We start from the raw sequence: 19,314 nt of genomic DNA, 5'->3' as shown, positions 1-19,314 counted from the left end.
AGAATCAGCTTGAAGTTAATTTTCCAAGTATGATTCAATTACCTTTAAAACGCTCATAAGTTCTTCCTCCAGCTTACTATTCGAAAAGCGCAGCACTTTGATTCCATACGATTCCAGAATGGCATCCCTTTCCCTATCAGACAACCGCCCTTCCTCGGTGTAATGAGGCGCACCGTCCAGCTCGATCGCCAGTCTCGCTTCCGGACAATAAAAGTCCAAGATAAAATCTCCGAAACTGTGCTGCCGCCTAAATTTTTTACCTTTCAGTTGCCGGCCTTTTAGCTGTTGCCAAAGGTCAGATTCGGCTGGAGTAGGACTGTTGCGCAAGGTTTTCCGGATTTCTTTAAGCGTTTTTTTATTGTTTAGCTGTCCCATTACTGTCGTAATTGTTTCCATATTATGGTATTGCGGATTTATTGCTCAACAACTTCAAGTTACTAAATAATAGCCTGTTATATCAAATTATATCTCAGGACGAGTTACTATTCTCCCCCTCCTGTTTTAGGAGGGGGGCCGGGGGGTGGTCATACCACTATTAAAATCAAAAAAGGGAAACCAATAATTGATTTCCCTTTTTTAATCTTTCAAACCCGACTATTCTACTAGCCAAATACGGGCATTAAAGTTATTACCACCATCTAACCGCTCAATTGCCGTTTGATACGCCGCTTCATTCAAGCTTTGTTCCTCGCCCGGATACAAAAACCTAAGCGGCAGCTCGTTATTATTATTATTTTCACAGGCAGCATTCATAAACGGAATACCATCAAAGCTCATTTCGGATTCAAAATACCACCTTCTAAGCTCGAAATAAGGCTCTAATCCATTAAAGTAAAGTGCCTGCCATTTTTGCTCCCAGATATCTTGCCTGTTTGTGTAAGCTAAAGAGGCTTGATTGTAGAAATCATCAAAATCCGCCCAACCGAATGCTTGGTAGTTAACCTGGTAATAGTCCATAGAAGCCTTGATACCATTCTGGTAATGAGGCTCTACTGCATCGTCTATCCAGCCCTTGTCCGCTGCTTCTGCCAATAGAAACGCTACTTCAGCATAGGTTATAATCATGCCATTAGGATCTTCTAACCCCAATTCAGTAGCTGAGGTTTGGTTGGGATCGTCAAAAAACTGCGCTCCTAACCGAGACCCCGAGGTAGCACAGGATTCCCCTACTCCGTTGTCAGCACCCGTAAAGGTAGGATTGCTGTAGTCGTCGTTATCAGGTCGCGCATAGCGGCTTAGTCGGGGGTCCTTATTCTCATCCATGACCCCGAGCAAGGTACTACTCAACGCCACGGCATCAAAATCACCCGTTTTCAGGGGAAGCGTCGGAAATTGGTTTGGAAAACCAGTTAAATAATCCAAAATGACATTTTCATTGTTTGAAGTAATTATATCCTCCTCAGCTACAATCTGTGCAAACTGAGTTCCTGCGTCCTGAATCTGATTATTGGCAGTCATGAGGAGTCGGAGACGTAGGGAATTGCAAAATCGTATCCAGTGATTGGCATCTCCCCCAAGCAAGATATCGCCTGAACCAATCATCCCGTTTCCGGAAGCTAAAAGCGTATTGGCCCTTGAAAGCTCATCAAGCAGGTCGGCATAAATATCCTCTTGCAGATCGTATTCCGGAGTAAATTCAGAATCAAAACCATTGATGGCACTGGTATAGGGTATATCACCATAAGAATTTGTTAGGTTTGAAAATATCCAGGACTTTAACACAATTATCGCTCCTTCCAACACCTCGTTCCCATCTTCGACGGCTTTTCGTTCGATCACCACGATATCCGTAAGGCTTTTGTAAAAACCTTCCCAAACGGTTGGGAACGCATTCCATCGATAATCATCAACTTCCGTACGAAGCGTCTTCGCGGTCAGCTGTGCGATGTTGTTCCCTAATAGAAAGGATTCGGTTACATGCGTATTCACGCTCTGCCGGATGGCTGATGGCAACAGTACGTTTGTTGACACCTCTGCAGGTTCGTTGGGATTTTCGTTCATTTCTTCAAACTTCTCACAGGAAACAGACAGTGTCAGTAGTGAGAAGGCAAGGATTATATATTTCAATTTCATGCTTTTTTCTTTTTATGTTCTAATTGCTGGCCAGCTTTTTAAAAGTCGAGATTTATGCTAAAACCATAGCTTCTGGTGGATGGCAGCTGCGTGCTCTCAAACCCATTCACGAACATTCCATTTCGAATGGAGAACGTTTCCGGATCAATGCTTGGAACATCGGTAAATAACAAGAGATTTCTGCCTATAAAGGAGACACTCGCTCTGGGAATTCCTATTTGATTTGTTAGTGATGTTGGAATTGCATAACTGATACTCAGTTCCCTCAATTTCACATAGGTGGCATCATAGGTGGCCGCTTCGATATTATCTCTGTTAAAACCATTACCATAGTATTGGTAGAAATAACCTGTGTACTGCGCTCCTCCCGAAGGTACAACCACATCATTTTCAGCGAGTTCTTCTGTTTGAAAGGACCCATCTTCATTGACGAAAGCTCCGTCTCCGTTACCGTCTGTCCAGTTCCAACCTGGCCCCACAACACCGCCAGCATTTTCCAGCGTGTAGACCGGATTGCCATCACTGTCGTAAGCTACTGAATGGACTCTTCGTCCTTCCATTGTGGACAGCGGCAGGTTAGGATCGTCATTATTGGTAATGGCCCCACTGGTACCATATAGTGCATGGGAGCGGGAGTATATTTTACCCCCTATTTGTCCATCGAAAAGAACGTTCAACGTAAGGTTTCTGTACGTAAAACTATTGTTAATACCAATTCTCCAATCGGGCTGGAAGGAGCCTGCAGATACTTTTTCATCAGTCATCATAGGAATACCATCCTGATGGATGATACGGCCATCGGGCCCCCGTTCAAAGCCAAGTCCGTATAGCTGCCCCAGCAATTTGCCTTCTTCGGCTACAAACTCAAGGTCAGAACCCCCTTCGTCGCCTGGGAATAGGTCGGCTATAATAGAGTACCGTCCACTATTTATGATATCGGGTAGCGATTCAATGACGGATCTATTTCTTCCGGCATTCAACATCACATCCCATTTAAGATCCTCATTATCAATCACTCTACCCGCCACAGTTAACTCTAATCCTCTATTGCTGATTTCTCCTCCATTGGTCCTATAAAATTCAAAACCACTGGTCTTGGCAACTGGCAAATCTATAATCTGATCAAAGCTTAACATTTCGTAATAGGTCAGGTCTACTCTAAGTCTACCTTCAAAGAATCGTGCATCTATCCCGGTTTCCCATGCCTGTGTGCGCTCTGGCTTAAGATCCGGATCAAAGAAAATAGAATTGGTTGTGTACGCCGTTTGTGAACCAAAAGCCGGTTGGGGAGCAAAGGTATTTCCAAAAGAGTAAGGAGGCGCACCATTCCCGACCTCAGCAAAAGATCCTTTTAACTGCAAAAATGCAAATTGCCGGGAGATGTCGAGTAAATCGGAAAGGACGGCACTTACAGCTACAGATGGATATCCAAAGCTGAAATTAGAGCCCTCAAGACCTTCCATCGGATTTACCAGCGTGCTATTCCAATCGTTACGGAAAGAGGCTTCTAGAAACAGGCTGTTTAAATAGGACAAGGTTGTTGTTCCAAACAAACTATTAATACCAGTTTCAGTCTTCTGAGATTCTACTAAAACACCTGATCGAGCATTTGCTAAGGTGTAAATGCTCTCCGTGTCACCAAATTCGGCTAGTTCAGGATTGTTGGCTACCAGAAAATTTGCATTTTGTTTCATAATATTGCCCCCAACACTTACATCCAGGTCAAAATTTGATAAATTGTCGCGATCCGTGTTGTAGGTGAATAATAACTCAGCGTTGGTCTCGCTAAAAGAAACTTCATCTTCCCGGTAACTTCCTCTTAAAACACCTTTAGTTGACGGTGCCCTACGATATTGTCTTTCTTCATCCAATACATCCGCTCCATATCGGAACCGTGCTGAAAAGTTTTTTGAAAAATCGTACTCTGCTCTCAGGTTGGTGATGAAGCGATTGCTTTTAAATGAATTGGTATTTTCCTTCGCAACTAACCAAGGGTTATTTACCCAAAGATCCTCCACATAGCGCTGTTGTACGCCTGGAACTTCCCAGTAATTTTTCAGATCATTGATCTCCACCTGCCGCGGATACCATAACCAACCGTACATGATGGAAGATGATTCATCATAGCCAGCATTGGGCACATTATCAGAATTTGATGCTACATACATGGAATTCACCCTTATTTTTAAGCGATCGTCCAGTAATCTCCTGCCAATGCTCGCTTGAAGTGTATTTCTATTCAAGTTGGTATTGGGCGCAATGCCTTTGTTTCCCAGGTTGGTATATGAAAACCGTGAATCGCCGTTTTCATCTGAGTTATTTAGCGCAATATTATTAATGGAGGTGATTCCTGTTCTAAAAAAGTTGCGAATATTATCGGGTGCCGGTGTAAAGGGAACGGGTTCACCATTTGAATTAAACTGCTTAATAAGCTGTCCGTTCATTCTTGGGCCCCAATTTTCACCGTATGCTTCATACGATTCATTGGGACCAATGTAGTTCGAACCATCGACGTAGCTATATTTACCGTCCGCACCAAACCCATATTCATTTTGAAAATCAGGTAATCTTAGGATGTTTTCAAACGTAGTGCTTGAGTTAATTTCAACACCCATTGGCGTATCGGACCCCTGCCCGGTTTTGGTCTCAATAAGAATTACTCCATTTGCTGCCCTACTTCCATAGAGCGCGGAAGCGGCAGGGCCCTTCAGAACATTAATGGAAGCGATGTCGTCGGAATTTACTATTTGTGACGCATTCCCAAAATCAATGGTTGTGGAGCCATTTAACCCATCGTCAAAGCTGTAAAGATCGTTTGTGATCGGCATCCCATTCACAACAAACAATGGCTGGTTATTTCCCAATAAAGAAGCTGCTCCCCGTATAGTAATGTTCGCAGAAGCAGTAGGACCGTTTCCGCTTCCCGTTATGTATACGCCAGATAGCTTACCGGAAAGTCCATTTATTGGATTGATCGCTTTTACAGTGGCTAAATCCTCACCATCTAATCGTTGAACGGAATATCCAAGTGCTTTTTCCTCTCTTTCTACTCCCAAAGCCGTTACCACAATTTCGGTTAGCCCGGTAACATCCTCCTTTAATACTACGTCAATTTGATCTTTGGTCCCTACATCTATTTCCTGCGAATCAAATCCAATTGAACTAAAAACAAGAACGGCATCAGATTCGTCTATCTCAATTTTATACTTTCCATCAAAATCTGTAACGGTCCCTTCTGATGTCCCTTTTAATAGTACCGTCACTCCTGGTATTCCAAACCCTGTTTTGTCAGTAACTACCCCTGAAACCGTTGTCTGGGCATGGGCAAAAAAAGGCAGTGAAAAAAGGACCATCGTACAAAAGACCTTCGTCAATTTGTTTAGGTTTTTACTCATAAAATTAGTAGTTGTTTTTTATAATTAATAGATTTTTTGATTGAGGGGGACAAAGGTAACATTTTAATCCAGGTGCCCTCAAGGTGGAAAACTTACCCACCTAAACTAATTAATTAGATAAATAGAGAGGAGAAATATTGATCAGGTTTCAGAGTGTATTCTAAAAGAAGTATTTCGAAATTTGAGGAAATTTTAATGAAAAAATGGTTGGAAGAACGATGAAAGATTTTTACTATTGCCACCTATACAAAATAACTGATATTTTATTATTTAACATGCTTTCCTTGCTATTTCACCCTCATTTCTCTCATTTTTTGTTTAGTTTACTTAATTCGATTTAAATTGTTTACATGAATAACCAATTTTGTGTGTCTTGTTTACAAATAGAAGCATTTTAAGACTTAAATTCCATTTGCCTAATCTTCTCCCGTATAGGTAAAATTGTAAAACGAAGCGGTATTGGAGGACGGACTGCCCGAGGAACTGGCATAAGGTCCCATGGTCACTCCGACGAAGCCACCGGCTACACGGGTACTGAGGTATTCTCCTTCTTTGAAATCATACAAGGGCAGCCAATCTCCGTTCTGCTTGATAGCAAACCGGTACGCTGGCATGTCAAAATCTACTTTCATGGTTACCTTATCCTGCGCCCCATCCAATTCCTGCGTTGCCAGGACCTCGTATTCCTTCGCTTCGTTGGCTTTCAGTACTTGCACCATTGGCTTGCCGGCTGTATTTTGGCTCATGCAGAGCAACAGGTGATGGGTCTCGTTTTGGAAAAGTAACAAGCCGGCTTTTTCGTTTGGATTCCGGGCATTAAAGGACATTTCCAGTGTGGCCTGCCCTTTATTATGTTGCTGCCTTCTGCCGATAAAACTGGGATTGGAGGTTCCAAACACCGTTTCCGGCCTTACTTGAAAGGTGAGCTTTTTGTCCTCGATCCCGTGCCATTTGCTCGTTGGCACACGGATGAAAAACCAGTAATCCGCCAGTTTTTCCTTATCAAAATCATCGGAAATGGTAAAATTTCCGGAGAGCGGAAAATGGTCTTCAAAGGTATGTTCCGGCAAATCCGGCCTGGGGTATTGGTATTGCACTTCTTCGTAATCAGGATTAATGATGGGCCAGTCGTCGTCGGTCCATTTCACCGGAGCTAAAAAAGTTTCCCTTCCAATGTTATAATGATCCTCGGTGTCATAAGGTCTGGTGGCGAGAAATACCGCCCACCAGTCGCCATTTTTAGTTTCTATCAGGTTAGCATGCCCGGTTGCCGAAATGGGATTCGGCCGGTTCGGGTCCAAATGCCGCTGGGTCAAAATGGGATTGTCCTCGTATGGAATAAAGGCTTCATTGAGGTCTCGGGTTCTGAAAATTACTTGGGAGTGGTTGACGCTGGTCCCTCCTTCTGCTGCGCAAAGGTAATAGTAGCCCCTGGTCTTAAAAATATGGGGACCTTCTATCCATACGGGTTTTTCATCTATGTTCACACCGCCGTTCACGAGTACCCGGTCTTCCCCCACTGTTTTCAGGGTTCCAAGGTCAAACCCGATGATCCGGATGGTTCGATGCCCACTGTAAAGCGGGCGGTTATTCGGGGCGTCACCATTGTATATAATATAGGAATTGCCGTCATCGTCAAAGAACAAAGAAGGATCTATGCCCCGAACAGCAGGCAACCAGATGGGCTTGCTCCAGGGGCCCTCAGGGTCGGTGGCTGTTACCACAAAATTACCCCCTTTGCCTACCAGGGTGGTCAGCATGTAAAACACCCCATCATGGTATTGGATGGTGGGGGCAAATATTCCCTCGGAAATACCCAAACCTTCTACATCCATCTGCTCGGGTCGGTCCAGGATATGTCCTAGCTGTCTCCAATGCACAAAATCTTTACTGTGGAATAAAGGTACTCCGGGGAAAAAGGAAAAAGTGGAATTGACCAAATAAAAATATTCCCCCACTGCGTAAATACCCGGGTCTGGAAAAAAACCGGGGAAAATAGGATTGCTAAAGGTTTCCTCACTTTGCTCCTGGCCCCAAACGGGGACGGCCGAAAAGTAAAAAGCGGCACTAAGGATTAAGGGCAGTACTATTAGTCGGTCAATTTGGAATGGATTTTTCTCCATGGATTTACTGATTTTTCATGAGTTCAACTAATGCATGCACGATAGGTTTCGCCTGATACTCCCTATCAAAAAGCAGTGGATAATCCGTTCTACCCCGGACCGGCCAATTGTTTTTCCAGGACTGCGCATCTGCCGCACCCCAGGTGGTTACACGGCTGATTTTATCGGCATGTTTCAGAAACATTTTGAAAAAATCCAGGTAGCGTTCGGTGAAAGCGGCATTCACCTCATCTGGCAACCCTTTTGTATAAGGGTTGAACTCTTCCTGATAGGCCCTGGTATCGGAAATTTCAGCTCCTCCCGCATTCCCGGGGGAAGGCAACACACTCAGATCCAGTTCGGTCACCATCACGGGTACCCCAAGAGCTGCAAAAGTGGTGATGCTTTTTTCAAACTCATCCAGGGAAGGGTGATGCATCCCCACATGCCCCTGCATGCCAATGCCATCTATTCTTAGTCCATTTTCCTGTAAAGCCTTTACCATTTTAACCACTCCTCCCCTTTTACCGGCATTGGCCATGGAATAATCATTGTAGTACAATGCCGCCTCCGGATCGGCCTCATGGGCATACTGAAAGGCCAGTTGAATAAATTCCTCGCCCAGAATCTCGTAAAACTTGCTTTCCCGGTAGGATCCATCGTCAAGAATGGCTTCATTGACCACATCCCAGCCATGAACCCGCCCTTTGTACCTGCCCACCACGGTTTTTATGTGGCTTTCCATCCGTTGTTTTAAAACGTCGGGGGAAACATCATTGCCTTGTCTATCGGTAAAAAACCAGCGAGGGGCCTGAGAATGCCAGATCAAGGTATGTCCGATGATGTGCATGTCATGCGCTTCTCCAAATGCCACAAAAGCATCTGCCAGATCAAAGGTAAACTCCCCCCCACGGGGCTGCAGGCGTTCGCTTTTCATCACATTTTCCGGGGTGATGGAATTAAACTGCGTTTTAATCAGCGCTACTTCCGCTTGATTTTCTCCGGTAATTTGACGGCGATTCATGGCCGTCCCAATATAAAACTTCCCATCAAACAGCTCCTTCAGTGACTGAGCAGCCCCATCCGTGGAGCTATTAGAGGTGGTTTGCGCATGGCCTCCCCAATTTAATAGTACTGCAATTGTAACTAAGATTATTTTCATCGTTTTTCTAGTAAAAGATACCATCAAAGAATTTCCTCATTTCGGCTGCATACGGCTGGCCATAGCGGGCAAAAGTAGCTCTGGTTTGCGCATCCGGCTTCCAGTCGAAAAAAGCATGACCTGCACCCTCTACCTGTATGTAGCTGACCTTTTGTCCCTTATCCTGAAGCACCTCTACATAAGATTGAACCATCTCATGCGATATAAGCGGATCCTTCGTACCACGAACTATGAAATGAGGTATTGCCCGCTTCCGGACAGAAGGTACCTGCCTGATGGGGGAAACCGCATCCCAATATCCGCGATCTGTCTGCTCCATAAATCCTTTAAAATCAACGGCATCGGACGGACCATAGCTTGGAGCCGCTGCCTTTATGGCCCTACTGATTTCCTCTTTTACCTGATCTACTGATTTTGAGGGGGGAACATAGCTGGGCATAAACGCATACAACCCCTCCTGCTCTCCAAAGCCACCATTTCCAATATGCGGACTGAGTAGTGCCGCCGCTTCTGATAAATGGCCACCGGCACTGTCTCCGGTTACCGCAATCCGCATGGGATCGGCACCGTATTCCAGGGCATGCTCCTGAATATGGGCAATGGCTCCAAATACATCTTCAATGAGCTGGTGCATGTGGTTGGGTGCAGGATCTCCATCCAGTTTATTGATCCAGCGGTAATCTATACTGAATACAACGTATTTTCCTTCTTTGACCAGCTCCCGAGCCAGTCCACGCATGATGTCTTCGTTATTGGAGGACCAGCCTCCGCCGTGGATGATGACGATTGCCGGAAGTTCCCTGGCTCCCTTAGGGGAATAAACATCGTATTTCAAGGGTTTTACGCCTGGTTGGGCATATACCATATCCTGAATTACCTGGATGTTTTTCACCAGGGAATCTTCAACAAAAACGGCACCCAGAGTCATGTCCTTTGTCACCGTTAGGGTAACTTCTGAGGAAAAAAACTCATGACTTGTCGTTCCCCACATGCCTCCTTTTACCGTGTAATAAATGGCATCCAGGCTATAACCAGAAGCAGGAGTAGCTTTGACGGTTAACCCTGTCCCCGCTTTTACCATTCCGTCAGCAGGAATTTCCGGCCATATACTGAAAGACCCGTTTTCCGCTGGACTGAGGGTTACCTGGTAGCTGACTGCTGAATCTTTACCGGAGGCCGCTTTCTGATTCGTTTTTGCCATCAATCGTGGAATTAGAGTCATCAAGAAAATTAGAAATACTACTGAAGATCGTCGCATAAATTTGTTGAAAGATAAAGCGCACGAATGGCGGGAATTGAATACCCTCCAGCACGTGATTGGCGCTGATGCAGGCACTACCAAGAGGCTATGAATTGAAATTGGCACCCGGGCCTCTGAACTTGGCAAACCTATCCGGGCCTTGATAAGCAATAAGCATTACCCAAGAAACCCTATCCGCACTAATTACCCGCCTTGATATACGCCCAGCCTTGCTCCTGTTTAATGATGATTTCTGCCAGAGCCGAAGGAACGGTAATTACGCCGGATATTAGGTCATCTTTACTTGCTCCGGCCCTTCGCATGGTATTTTCACAGGCAGCGAAGACAACCCCTCGGCTAAGCAGGTCTGTAATACCTGATTTTACCTGGCTTTGGGCTTCAAGAAGTAGCGGCAAGGCTTTTCCATGACAGATCACCTCAATTTCCGCATTGGGCAGGGCCCTCAGGATGTTATTGAGTTGGCCTATGGCTTGTTCTTGGTCAGCAGCCTCTCCTTTAGTAACCTGAAATACAACCCGGTGGACTTCCTGATCCACTACCTGCGCCCGAAGCAGAAAAGGACAGGCAAGCACTACTAATAGCAATATTGGACGAACAAATGATTTCATAAATCTATAAATTTGTCCGAATATACGGGTATTTTACCATTTTACGCAGATATCTCTTCCTGCTTTTCAGCTGGTTTTGCCGCTTGGACCAGGTCATCAAAGATCATATAAAGACAGGGTACGATTACCAAAATAATGCCCGTGGCGAAAATAATCCCAAAGCCTAAGGAAATGGCCATTGGAATCAATTGCATCGCCTGACTGGAGGTTTCCAGAATAATAGGTGTCAACCCGCCAAAGGTGGTCAGGGTTGTCAAAATAATGGGTCGGAACCTTCGTACGCCCGCCTCATGAATGGCTTCAAAAGCAGTGGTATGCTCGCCGCGGTGCTTGTTAGCATAGTCGATCATAATCAGGGAATCATTAACCACCACTCCTGAGAGCGCAATTACTCCCATCAGACTGACCAGGGAAAGATCATACCCTAACAGAATATGTCCTATTACGGCCCCTACGATTCCGAATGGAATGGCCATCATGATCACAATGGGCTGGGTATAACTTCCAAGAGCAACTGCCAATAGACAGAAAATAAGTAGCATGGCGATAATAAAACCGGACCACAAAGCCTCTGTGGATTCGCGCATTTCCGCCTGACTTCCTTCATAGGTCCAGGCTAAACCAGGGAAATCTGCTCGCAGCTGTGGCAAAACCCGCTCGTTCAAAGCATTCAGCACTCGGGTCTGAGCCGCTGGAGGTTCTACGTCCATGCCTACGTTTACTACTCTTTTGCCATCCCGGCGGTTGATATTGGTAAACGTTTCCCCTTCTTTGATACGTACCACATCCAGCAAAGGTACTGCGGTGCCATTGGGAGCCTGAATGATAAAGTCCTCCAGGTAATCCATGTCTTTTCGTTCCTCCAGGGGCAATTTTACCCGGATCTCAAACTCGTTGATTCCCCGTAGTTGCCGCATAGCCAGCGCACCAAAAAAGGCATCCCGGATCTGCTGGCCTACGATATTTGGCGTAAGCCCCAGGTTGCGACCTTCCGGCAACAGTTCAAATCCCAGTTGCAGCTTGCCTTTATTGTAATTATCGCTTACATCCCGGGTCTCGGAAAATTCATTTGCACGTTGCAAAAATTCTTCCGTGGCCCGCTCAAGGACATCAATATCCGGGTGACTTAAATCCACGCTGATATCCTGTCGTGCGCCTCCCGGACCGCGTTCTGCTTCAAAGTTAATTTGGTCTACTCCTTTAATATCACCAATATTATCCCGCCATAGCTCGATCAATTCTTTGGGACTCATGTCCCGCTCATCCGGTGGTTTCATGACAATTTCCACATCTATAAAATCCTTTCCCCGGACATTTGTCTTTACCCCTTCTGCCACCTCATACAGGTTATGGGTTTCAAACATGTTTCGGGTATTCGTAGTGATTTCCCTGGCAATTTTTGCGGCCTGGTCATTAGTGGTTCCAACCGGAAGGCGAACAGCAGCCTCGATTTCGTCAGCCGCTACTTCCGGCATCAATACCATCCCCATGTGATCGCTATAGCCAAACCCACCTACCAGAATTAAAAGAGAAATGGCTGCGGAAAAAGTGAGATAACGATTTCGCAGGCAAAGATCCAGGAAAGGCTTATAGGTTCGATTGACAAAACGGTTAAATCCTTCTGCAATGGCCCTTTGCCAGGTTTCCAGTTTAAGAATCCAGGGGTGCTTTTTTGCTTTTGGTGTCTTCGTAACATGAGACGGTAAAATGTATAGGGCCTCAAAAAGCGAAACAAAAAGCACCACGATCACCACCACCGGGAGGGGCCACCAGTATTTACCGGTTTCACCCGGGATAAATAACAGGGGAACAAACGCAATTACGGTGGTCAGAATACTGATAATCACCGGTTTGGACACATCTTTGGCACCCAGAATGGCTGCATCCATATAGGAATAGCCCTTTTGCCGGTATTCGTATATATTTTCTCCGACCACAATGGCATCATCCACTACGATTCCCAACACAATCAAAAAGCCAAACATGGAGATCATATTGATGCTGATCCCAACTGCTGGAAAAAAGATCATGGCACCCACAAACGAAATGGTCATGCCCATCATGACCCAAAAAGCCAATCGGTACTCCAAAAATAATCCCAAAATAACGAGTACGATTACGATGGCCATCAAGCCGTTTTCAGTGAGCAAGGAAAGTCGCTCGCGGAAATCTTCTGCCCGATTACTCTCAATCCGTACCTGCACCCCCGGAGGTAAACTAGGTTTAAACTCCTCTAAAATTGTTTTAACAGCAGCTTCTATTTCCAGCGGAGATTGATTACCAATTCGGAATACCTCCAGGTCCACCGTATTCTGTTGTTCAAATTGCCCGTGAAATCCGACTTCTTCAAAACCGTCCCGAATAGTGGCGATATCTCCCAGAGTGACCGTAGAGCCGGATTCGGAAGATATGATATCGATTTTCGCAAATTCGTCGGCAACGAGTTTGCGCTCTTCCATGCGCAGCAGAATTTCTCCGGATAGGGTTTCAATCGATCCGGCAGGGATATCCCGGCTGGAGTTTTCGATTAGATCCGCTACCTGTCCTAAGGTGAGATTGTACTTCAGCAAGGTGTTGCGGGGAATTTCCACATGCGTCACGAAATCAGGCACGTTGCCAATTTCTACCTGGGTGATTTGATCATCACTTAAAAAGCGAGTTCGAAGCCTTTCTGCCAGAATACGCAACGTCCAGACATCTACATCCCCATAAATCCCCACCTGCATTACATCCATCTGCTGATTTTGAAGCACAATCTGGGGCCTTTCAATGTCGTCAGGAAAGGTTTGTATCCGGCTTACCGCCTGATTGATATCCTGGAGGGCTTTCATGCGGTCCGTACCTGGAATCAGCCAAATTTCCACGGTACCCGAACCTTCATTCGCTGAAGAGATGATCTCTTTAATGCCTTGCACTTCCCGTACGATTTCTTCCACTGGAAGAACGATGCCCTGTTCCACTTCCTCGGGTGCCGCACCCGGGTAGACCACGGATATTTCCACAATGTCCAGTTGAAACTGTGGAAAAACCTCCTTTTGAATGGTATACATGGTATAAACACCACCTGCAAGCAAGATAACCATCAGCAGGTTCGTGATGATGGGTCTTCGGGCCATAAAGGCAATGGCTCCTTTTTCAGTATCGGGCTTTGTTCCTTCTTTCATGACGATGGTAGGTTAATCTTCATCCAGGCGAAGCGGCGAACCGTCCACCACGGTAGCCAGATCGGTGGCTACTACCTGTGCGTTGTCTTCCAATCCTTCATTGATATAAGCATAATCCTGATCTTCAAATAGAATAGTTACTTCCCGGATAGCCAACTCCCCTTCTTCCATGACCCAGACGGTATTTCCAGGTCGGATGTACTGGCGTTCCAGACGGGTAACATCTTCCAGTTTCCGAGCTTCAATTTGAACTTCGACAAACGTTCCAATAATTAGCGGTGGTTTATCCGGGTCGGGTTCCCGTCGCATCAGAGGATCTTGTACCTGTATGATAACCCTTGCGAGCCGGGTTTGGTTATCCAATGAACCCACCAGCCGCGAAACCTTACCTTCCCGGAATTGGCCGGGCTCCCAGGCAGCGGGGTGAACGATCTTAACCGGAGCTCCTGAACCATCTGTATTTTCTCCAATCTCCAGCCAATTTACCTTGGAAAGGGGTACGTTGGCCATTACCCAATATTCGTCAATACCTACCAGGCGGCCAATATCTGAGCCGGGTGCGATTTGGGAACCGAGGTTGACATTCCGCGATAAAATATGTGCATCGAAAGGTGCCCGAATGCTGGCCCGCTCCAAATCCAGCGAGGCTTGGTTAACGGCCGCTTCGGCAGCAGCCACATTGGCCTTTGCCGCTTCCAATTGCGGTTTGCGAAGGACAAGATTTCTGTTTTCAGTGGATAATTCATCCCCGATAAGTTCGTAATCTTTTTGGGCCACGTCCTGCCTGCCCAGCTCCACCTCATAATCGGATTGAGCAAGAGCCAAATCACTTTTCCTAAGCATGAGGGTGTTTTCGAAATCGGCAGGATTAATTTGAAGCAGCAGCTCTCCCTTATTCACATAAGCTCCCGGAAGAAATTCAGGGGCGATACGGGTGACCTCCCCTCCTACCTGATTGCTAAGCGAAATATCTGTAGCTGGCTGTACAATGCCGGTAGCCACCACGGTAGGCGAAAAATCTCCCCTTTCGGCTTGTACCACATCTACTAGCATGGCAGTGGTCTTGGAAGCTCCTTCCATCTCCGCTTCGGGGGCTGTCCAAAAAAAGATCAGGACTACGAGAATACTGCCTGCCAATAATCCCAGGCTAATCCATATGGTTTTCTTTTGCGTCATTCTGTCGGAATTGTGTTTTCATTAAAGCTAAATTCTCCTCCGGTTTCGTTGGGCGTTTCAAAGCCTCCTGCAAGCGCGCGAAATAGCGCAACCCTAAATAGCAACTGATCTAATTCAGCACTTACCAAATCTCTTTTCAATTGCTGCATTTGGTCCAGGCTTACCAATACATCGAGGTAGGCAATGGAACCATTTAGGTATTCGACACGTAATTGCTGGAAGGCCCGTTCGGCCAGGTCAAGCTGGCTTTCAAGATAGCCTATCCGCTCTTTTTGAAGGCTTTCCCGGATCAAGGCATCCTCCACTTCCTGAAGCGCCAACAACACGGTCTGTCCATAAGCTTGTATTTGTTGCTCCCGGAAAGCCTCTGCCTGTTCTTTCTCAGCATTTAGCCTTCCTCCGTAGAAAAGAGGCATCAGCAGACTACTGGTCAGTGACGCTGCCTGGGACTCTACCAGATTGGTGAGCGTATTCGATCGGAGCGCTCCGGTAAAGTTAAATGTCAGCCTGGGGTACGTATTGCTTATGGCAACTGCCACTTCCCTATCTGCGGCCTCCATTTGATTGAAGCTACTTTGAATATCCGGCCGACGGTTGATTAATTCCATCGGAAGGCCTGCATCAGGCAAGGGGCCTAATTCGGGAAGGGCATTTTCCGATGGAAGGGAGATACTTCCCGGTGCCGCTCCCAATAAGACGGTTAACCGGTTCTGGAGTGTTTTCACTTCTATCTGAATGGCGGTTGCCTGTTCTTGGGTATTTTGGATCAACTGCTCCTGGCGCAGTATGTCTACTCCCCTCACCTGTCCGCTGGCAAATCGGGCCCGGATCAATGCCAGCACCTGTTGATTGTATTCCGTTTGCTCCTGAATCAGATCCAACTGTTCCTGAAAGGCCTGCAAGGAAAACCAGGTCAGTGCTACTTCTCCTGCAATGCTAATGGCCAGGGTTTGGTAGTCTAGAAAGGAAGCTTTTAGCCGGTTTTGAGCGGCTAGCTTGCTCTGTTTAACCCTACCCCAAAGATCCACTTCATAACTACTTCTCAATGATAACTGGGTATTTTCACCACCTACAAAATCAGGAACTGGCCGACTGGCGCCACCCTGTAACTCTAAAAAAACCTGTGGAACCCTTTCAGATGCTATAATGGCCACATTACTGGCTTCCTGCGCTACCTGATACCAGGAACTTTTCAAGTCAAGGTTATAATAAAGCGCACTATCAATTAATGAATTCAGGGCGGGATCTTCAAAGGATTTCCACCAATCCGTTTCTAATGCTGATGCACCTGTGGAAAGGGAAAAGGTCTCCGGAACGGCCACCGGAACATCTCTGGTAGTAATTTTATTCCCACAGCTTGCAGCAAAAACCAGAAAAACCAGGGACCAAATAGTCCGAAGCTTACCTCGCCGCAAAATGAATGCAGCATCTAAATTCATTTGAGAAGGGATTTTATAGGGCAAAAGATCCTTAGTTTTTATTGAAGTTAGCAAAAATCACCGGGTAATCAATCCCATGAAGGGAACGTGAACCCCAGGCAGAAAGCAAAGTAGGGCAACAATTTGAAGAAAATCTGATTTTGGTCGAATGGTTTCCTCACTTAAGGAACGTTGTTGATTGGCTTTTTGAGATTTTCAAGCTGTTCCCGATAGTCAAATTGAAGGTCTTCGTGAAGCTTGCCAATAAGCTTCTCAACTTTACCCACCTGCATGGCATACAAGTTATCAATGACTGGATATCGGTATTCCAGATAGCCAAACTCCTCTAGTTGCTGACAGAAAAAAGTGATTAATTCAATCTTTACCTGCGGATCTTTGGTGAATTTAAGGTTTTTGTTTAAAATTCTGCGAATGCCTTGTGCAGCCTTTTTCGCTACATAATAGTTTTTGCTATTGGCGGAGTAGAATGCACTTTCCAATTCTTCTTTTACCGTATCCAGGAATAGGGATGCATCCTCAGTCTCGTATAATTTAAAGTATAGAAAGGCCTTGTTGTCCCTGCTGAACTTACTCAAATTCAGGATTAGCTCGATCAATTCGTTAGAGTCTCGATGCTGCAGTTCTTTTTTAAGGCTGACTAGGCTGGGTAATTGCATGATTTTTAGGTGCGTAATGGTTACAAAATATTACCGGAAAATTCCGAAGTATGGTGACAAAAGTAAACCGTTTTTAAAAAACCCCTACTCTTTGCTAAAAGAAAAGATGACCCTTAACTCAAAATGAAACCGTAAAAATCGCAGGTAGGCTCGATTTTATTTGAGGTCATTTCTCTACCATTTTCCGGCAGGTACCTGCGTTTCTTTCAAAGCGAGACCTATTTCAAGGTCGGCAAATTTCTCCATGAAATAATCATAAAAATGAAACTTGCCATTTTAACGTTATTGTAAGATGGATACCACCATAGGCATTCAATCTAAAGCCTATTCATGTTTAAATAAAGTATGAGAAGGCCGCTGGATTATTATTCACAATCCGTGCGACAAATATCCGGTACCTTTGTCAAACGAGAACTTCGTAAGATACGGTGATGCCCTAATTCATCGCTCACAGGGCTACTGTGGTTTACCGCGCTGGTAGCTTTGGAAGTATCTGAACGGAACCGCTGCCGGTAGCTTTGATTAAAGGCTTCCCGTTGATCTGCGTTTATAAAATTACTTGTTGCCTCTGCTACCGGGGCATCGTCCAAACCAGACACATGGTCAAAGACATTTTTAATTTGCGGCAATACTTCTACGACCACTACACTCAGGGATGCGTCGGTAGGTAAACCATACAACTGCAGTAATTGACTGATTTTTTTGTTTGTCCAAACCGTGGTTCCATATTTGGTGGCACTCTTGTTTTTATTGCCGGCGGTTTTAAGTTTCAGGAATTTACCGGCTTCCGATATACCCTCCTGGCCTTTCTGTATTTTTACTGCCGCCTGGTTAAGAAGTTGCAATTGCTGATTCGTGTACGGTTCCCCTGTATTTCGCTGGGATGGCGGCCTAATCTGTATTCTCCAATCCAAGGGCTGGTCATCCAATAAGATATTGCGGTAATCCTGATTATCCACCCGCGTTACCTGTGCATAGAGCAATGCCCATAACTCCGTTCGTGGCGGATCCGCCGTTACATTTTTACCCTTATGAACAGCTACCGCATAGGGAGCGGTTACCCAAACCTTTTCTTTATCCCGATTGGGTACACAGGCCAGGACAGGAGCAGGATGCTGAATCCCCTGCATTTTTAAACGACGGCCAAACCTGCCTTGAGCGGTGGTCCAAACCTTTTCTGCCGGATCGCCCTCATCGACCGGTTTCCGCTCGAAATGACCTACTCTAAATTCATAGGTAAAAAACCCAAACATTTCATCGCTGTGGGCATGAAGACCCGGTGGAAGCGGCAGGATGTAGTGTACGTCGCTATCTTTACTTTTGAGCATGGGCTGCATGGCGTTCAGGCCAGCTAAATCATTGGAAGAAGCCGGAGAAACGATCCTTATGGGTTCGGGATCTATTGGTAAGGAGGGTTCCTCCGGTGCCAAAAATAGGGACGGATGATTATTGCTGATCAACTGATCCGGCGCCTGAGCCAGGACCCGGGCAAAATAGCAATCCTGAGGGTCTTCCACCGGTTGGTCAAACTCGATCCACAAATAGCGTTTTCTGGATTCGCTATTGGCATATTTTTCGTCCCGAATGTAAGGAGACAGCGCATAGCCAGCCGAAACGATTTTGGGCACCTGAGCGGGCGGGCTGGTTATGGGTAGGGTTATTTCAATGGTTTCCAATGCATCATTGGTGGCTCCATGATCTGGTCTGAACCGGGCTTCCAGGCTGTAGCTCAGGTCAATGGTATCCGGAAACGCTTTCGTGTCCTCGCTTTTGGGCTCCACGGCGTCGAAAAACACTAGCTGGCTACTGTTTCGCTGCGGTCCGTCCAGGGACTCGAACGAAGCCGTGCGAATCATTTTGAGTTTTCCTGCGATTACGTTAATTTCCCCTTCCTCGGTATCGTGGGTAAATTTTTTGGATCGTCTTACCCAAAAAGCTTCTGTCTCGAGGGCTTGCCACATCCAGTCCCGATCCAGTTCATAGTTTAAACAACATATCCAATGATTGTACAAATCGCCTTTGGAAGCGAATGTAATGGAGGAACCATCCGGAGCGAGGCTATGCCGAATGCGGCTGCTGCAACCAAACACCACGCGTTTTCCTTCTAAATGAGATCGGGACAACAACTTGTTTAATTGTTGGGAAGCTTTTTTGTCTGCCTTGGTCTTCAGACTCAGGGGTTCCATCATTCCGGACAAGGCGGATTTTCGGATTGGCTTTTTCATGGAAAAGGGGTTTGCGGCTAAAAATAAAATGGCGTTTTCAACTGATTTATAAT

General features: G+C 45.9%; 12 protein-coding genes. All 12 read right to left on the bottom strand.

The window, feature by feature from the left end; genetic code table 11:
• Positions 1–15 precede the first annotated feature (15 nt).
• On the bottom strand, positions 16–396 hold the full coding sequence (locus GJQ68_RS01625; protein WP_235940997.1) for an endonuclease domain-containing protein: 381 nt from the start codon (positions 394–396) through the stop codon (positions 16–18).
• 198 nt (positions 397–594) lie between these two features.
• Complete coding sequence (locus GJQ68_RS01620) at positions 595–2,073, bottom strand: SusD/RagB family nutrient-binding outer membrane lipoprotein (RefSeq protein WP_162415548.1); 1,479 nt, start codon at positions 2,071–2,073, stop codon at positions 595–597.
• Positions 2,074–2,111: 38 nt separating this feature from the next.
• Positions 2,112–5,468 (bottom strand): SusC/RagA family TonB-linked outer membrane protein, encoded by a 3,357-nt coding sequence (locus GJQ68_RS01615; protein ID WP_235940996.1) that lies wholly within the window; start codon positions 5,466–5,468, stop codon positions 2,112–2,114.
• A 416-nt stretch (positions 5,469–5,884) separates the two neighbouring features.
• Positions 5,885–7,591 (bottom strand): glycoside hydrolase family 43 protein, encoded by a 1,707-nt coding sequence (locus tag GJQ68_RS01610; protein ID WP_162415547.1) that lies wholly within the window; start codon positions 7,589–7,591, stop codon positions 5,885–5,887.
• 4 nt (positions 7,592–7,595) lie between these two features.
• Positions 7,596–8,732, bottom strand: coding sequence for an endo-1,4-beta-xylanase (locus GJQ68_RS01605; RefSeq protein ID WP_202927854.1), 1,137 nt, complete (start codon positions 8,730–8,732; stop codon positions 7,596–7,598).
• Between the two features lie 7 nt (positions 8,733–8,739).
• Positions 8,740–9,933, bottom strand: a complete 1,194-nt coding sequence (locus tag GJQ68_RS01600; RefSeq protein WP_162415545.1) for an alpha/beta fold hydrolase — start codon at positions 9,931–9,933, stop codon at positions 8,740–8,742.
• Between the two features lie 239 nt (positions 9,934–10,172).
• Positions 10,173–10,601 carry a DsrE family protein gene (locus tag GJQ68_RS01595; RefSeq protein WP_162415544.1) on the bottom strand — a complete coding sequence of 143 codons (429 nt, stop codon included), beginning with the start codon at positions 10,599–10,601 and terminating at the stop codon, positions 10,173–10,175.
• A 41-nt stretch (positions 10,602–10,642) separates the two neighbouring features.
• Complete coding sequence (locus tag GJQ68_RS01590) at positions 10,643–13,765, bottom strand: efflux RND transporter permease subunit (RefSeq protein ID WP_162415543.1); 3,123 nt, start codon at positions 13,763–13,765, stop codon at positions 10,643–10,645.
• Between the two features lie 12 nt (positions 13,766–13,777).
• Entirely contained in the window at positions 13,778–14,941 is a 1,164-nt protein-coding gene (locus GJQ68_RS01585; RefSeq protein WP_162415542.1) for an efflux RND transporter periplasmic adaptor subunit, read from the bottom strand.
• Positions 14,938–16,380, bottom strand: a complete 1,443-nt coding sequence (locus GJQ68_RS01580) for a TolC family protein (RefSeq protein WP_162415541.1) — start codon at positions 16,378–16,380, stop codon at positions 14,938–14,940. The genes GJQ68_RS01585 and GJQ68_RS01580 overlap by 4 nt, the downstream gene beginning before the upstream one ends.
• 161 nt (positions 16,381–16,541) lie before the next feature.
• The gene (locus GJQ68_RS01575; RefSeq protein ID WP_162415540.1) at positions 16,542–17,036 is read right to left on the bottom strand and encodes a hypothetical protein; all 495 of its coding nucleotides are present in this window, start codon (positions 17,034–17,036) and stop codon (positions 16,542–16,544) included.
• Between the two features lie 365 nt (positions 17,037–17,401).
• The gene (locus tag GJQ68_RS01570) at positions 17,402–19,261 is read right to left on the bottom strand and encodes a hypothetical protein (protein WP_162415539.1); all 1,860 of its coding nucleotides are present in this window, start codon (positions 19,259–19,261) and stop codon (positions 17,402–17,404) included.
• Positions 19,262–19,314 lie beyond the last annotated feature (53 nt).

The sequence above is a fragment of the Cyclobacterium roseum genome (assembly GCF_010119225.1).
Classification (GTDB): Bacteria; Bacteroidota; Bacteroidia; order Cytophagales; family Cyclobacteriaceae; genus Cyclobacterium; species Cyclobacterium roseum.
Note: the sequence above shows the minus strand (reverse complement) of the source record. Positions and strands in the feature narration are given on the sequence as shown.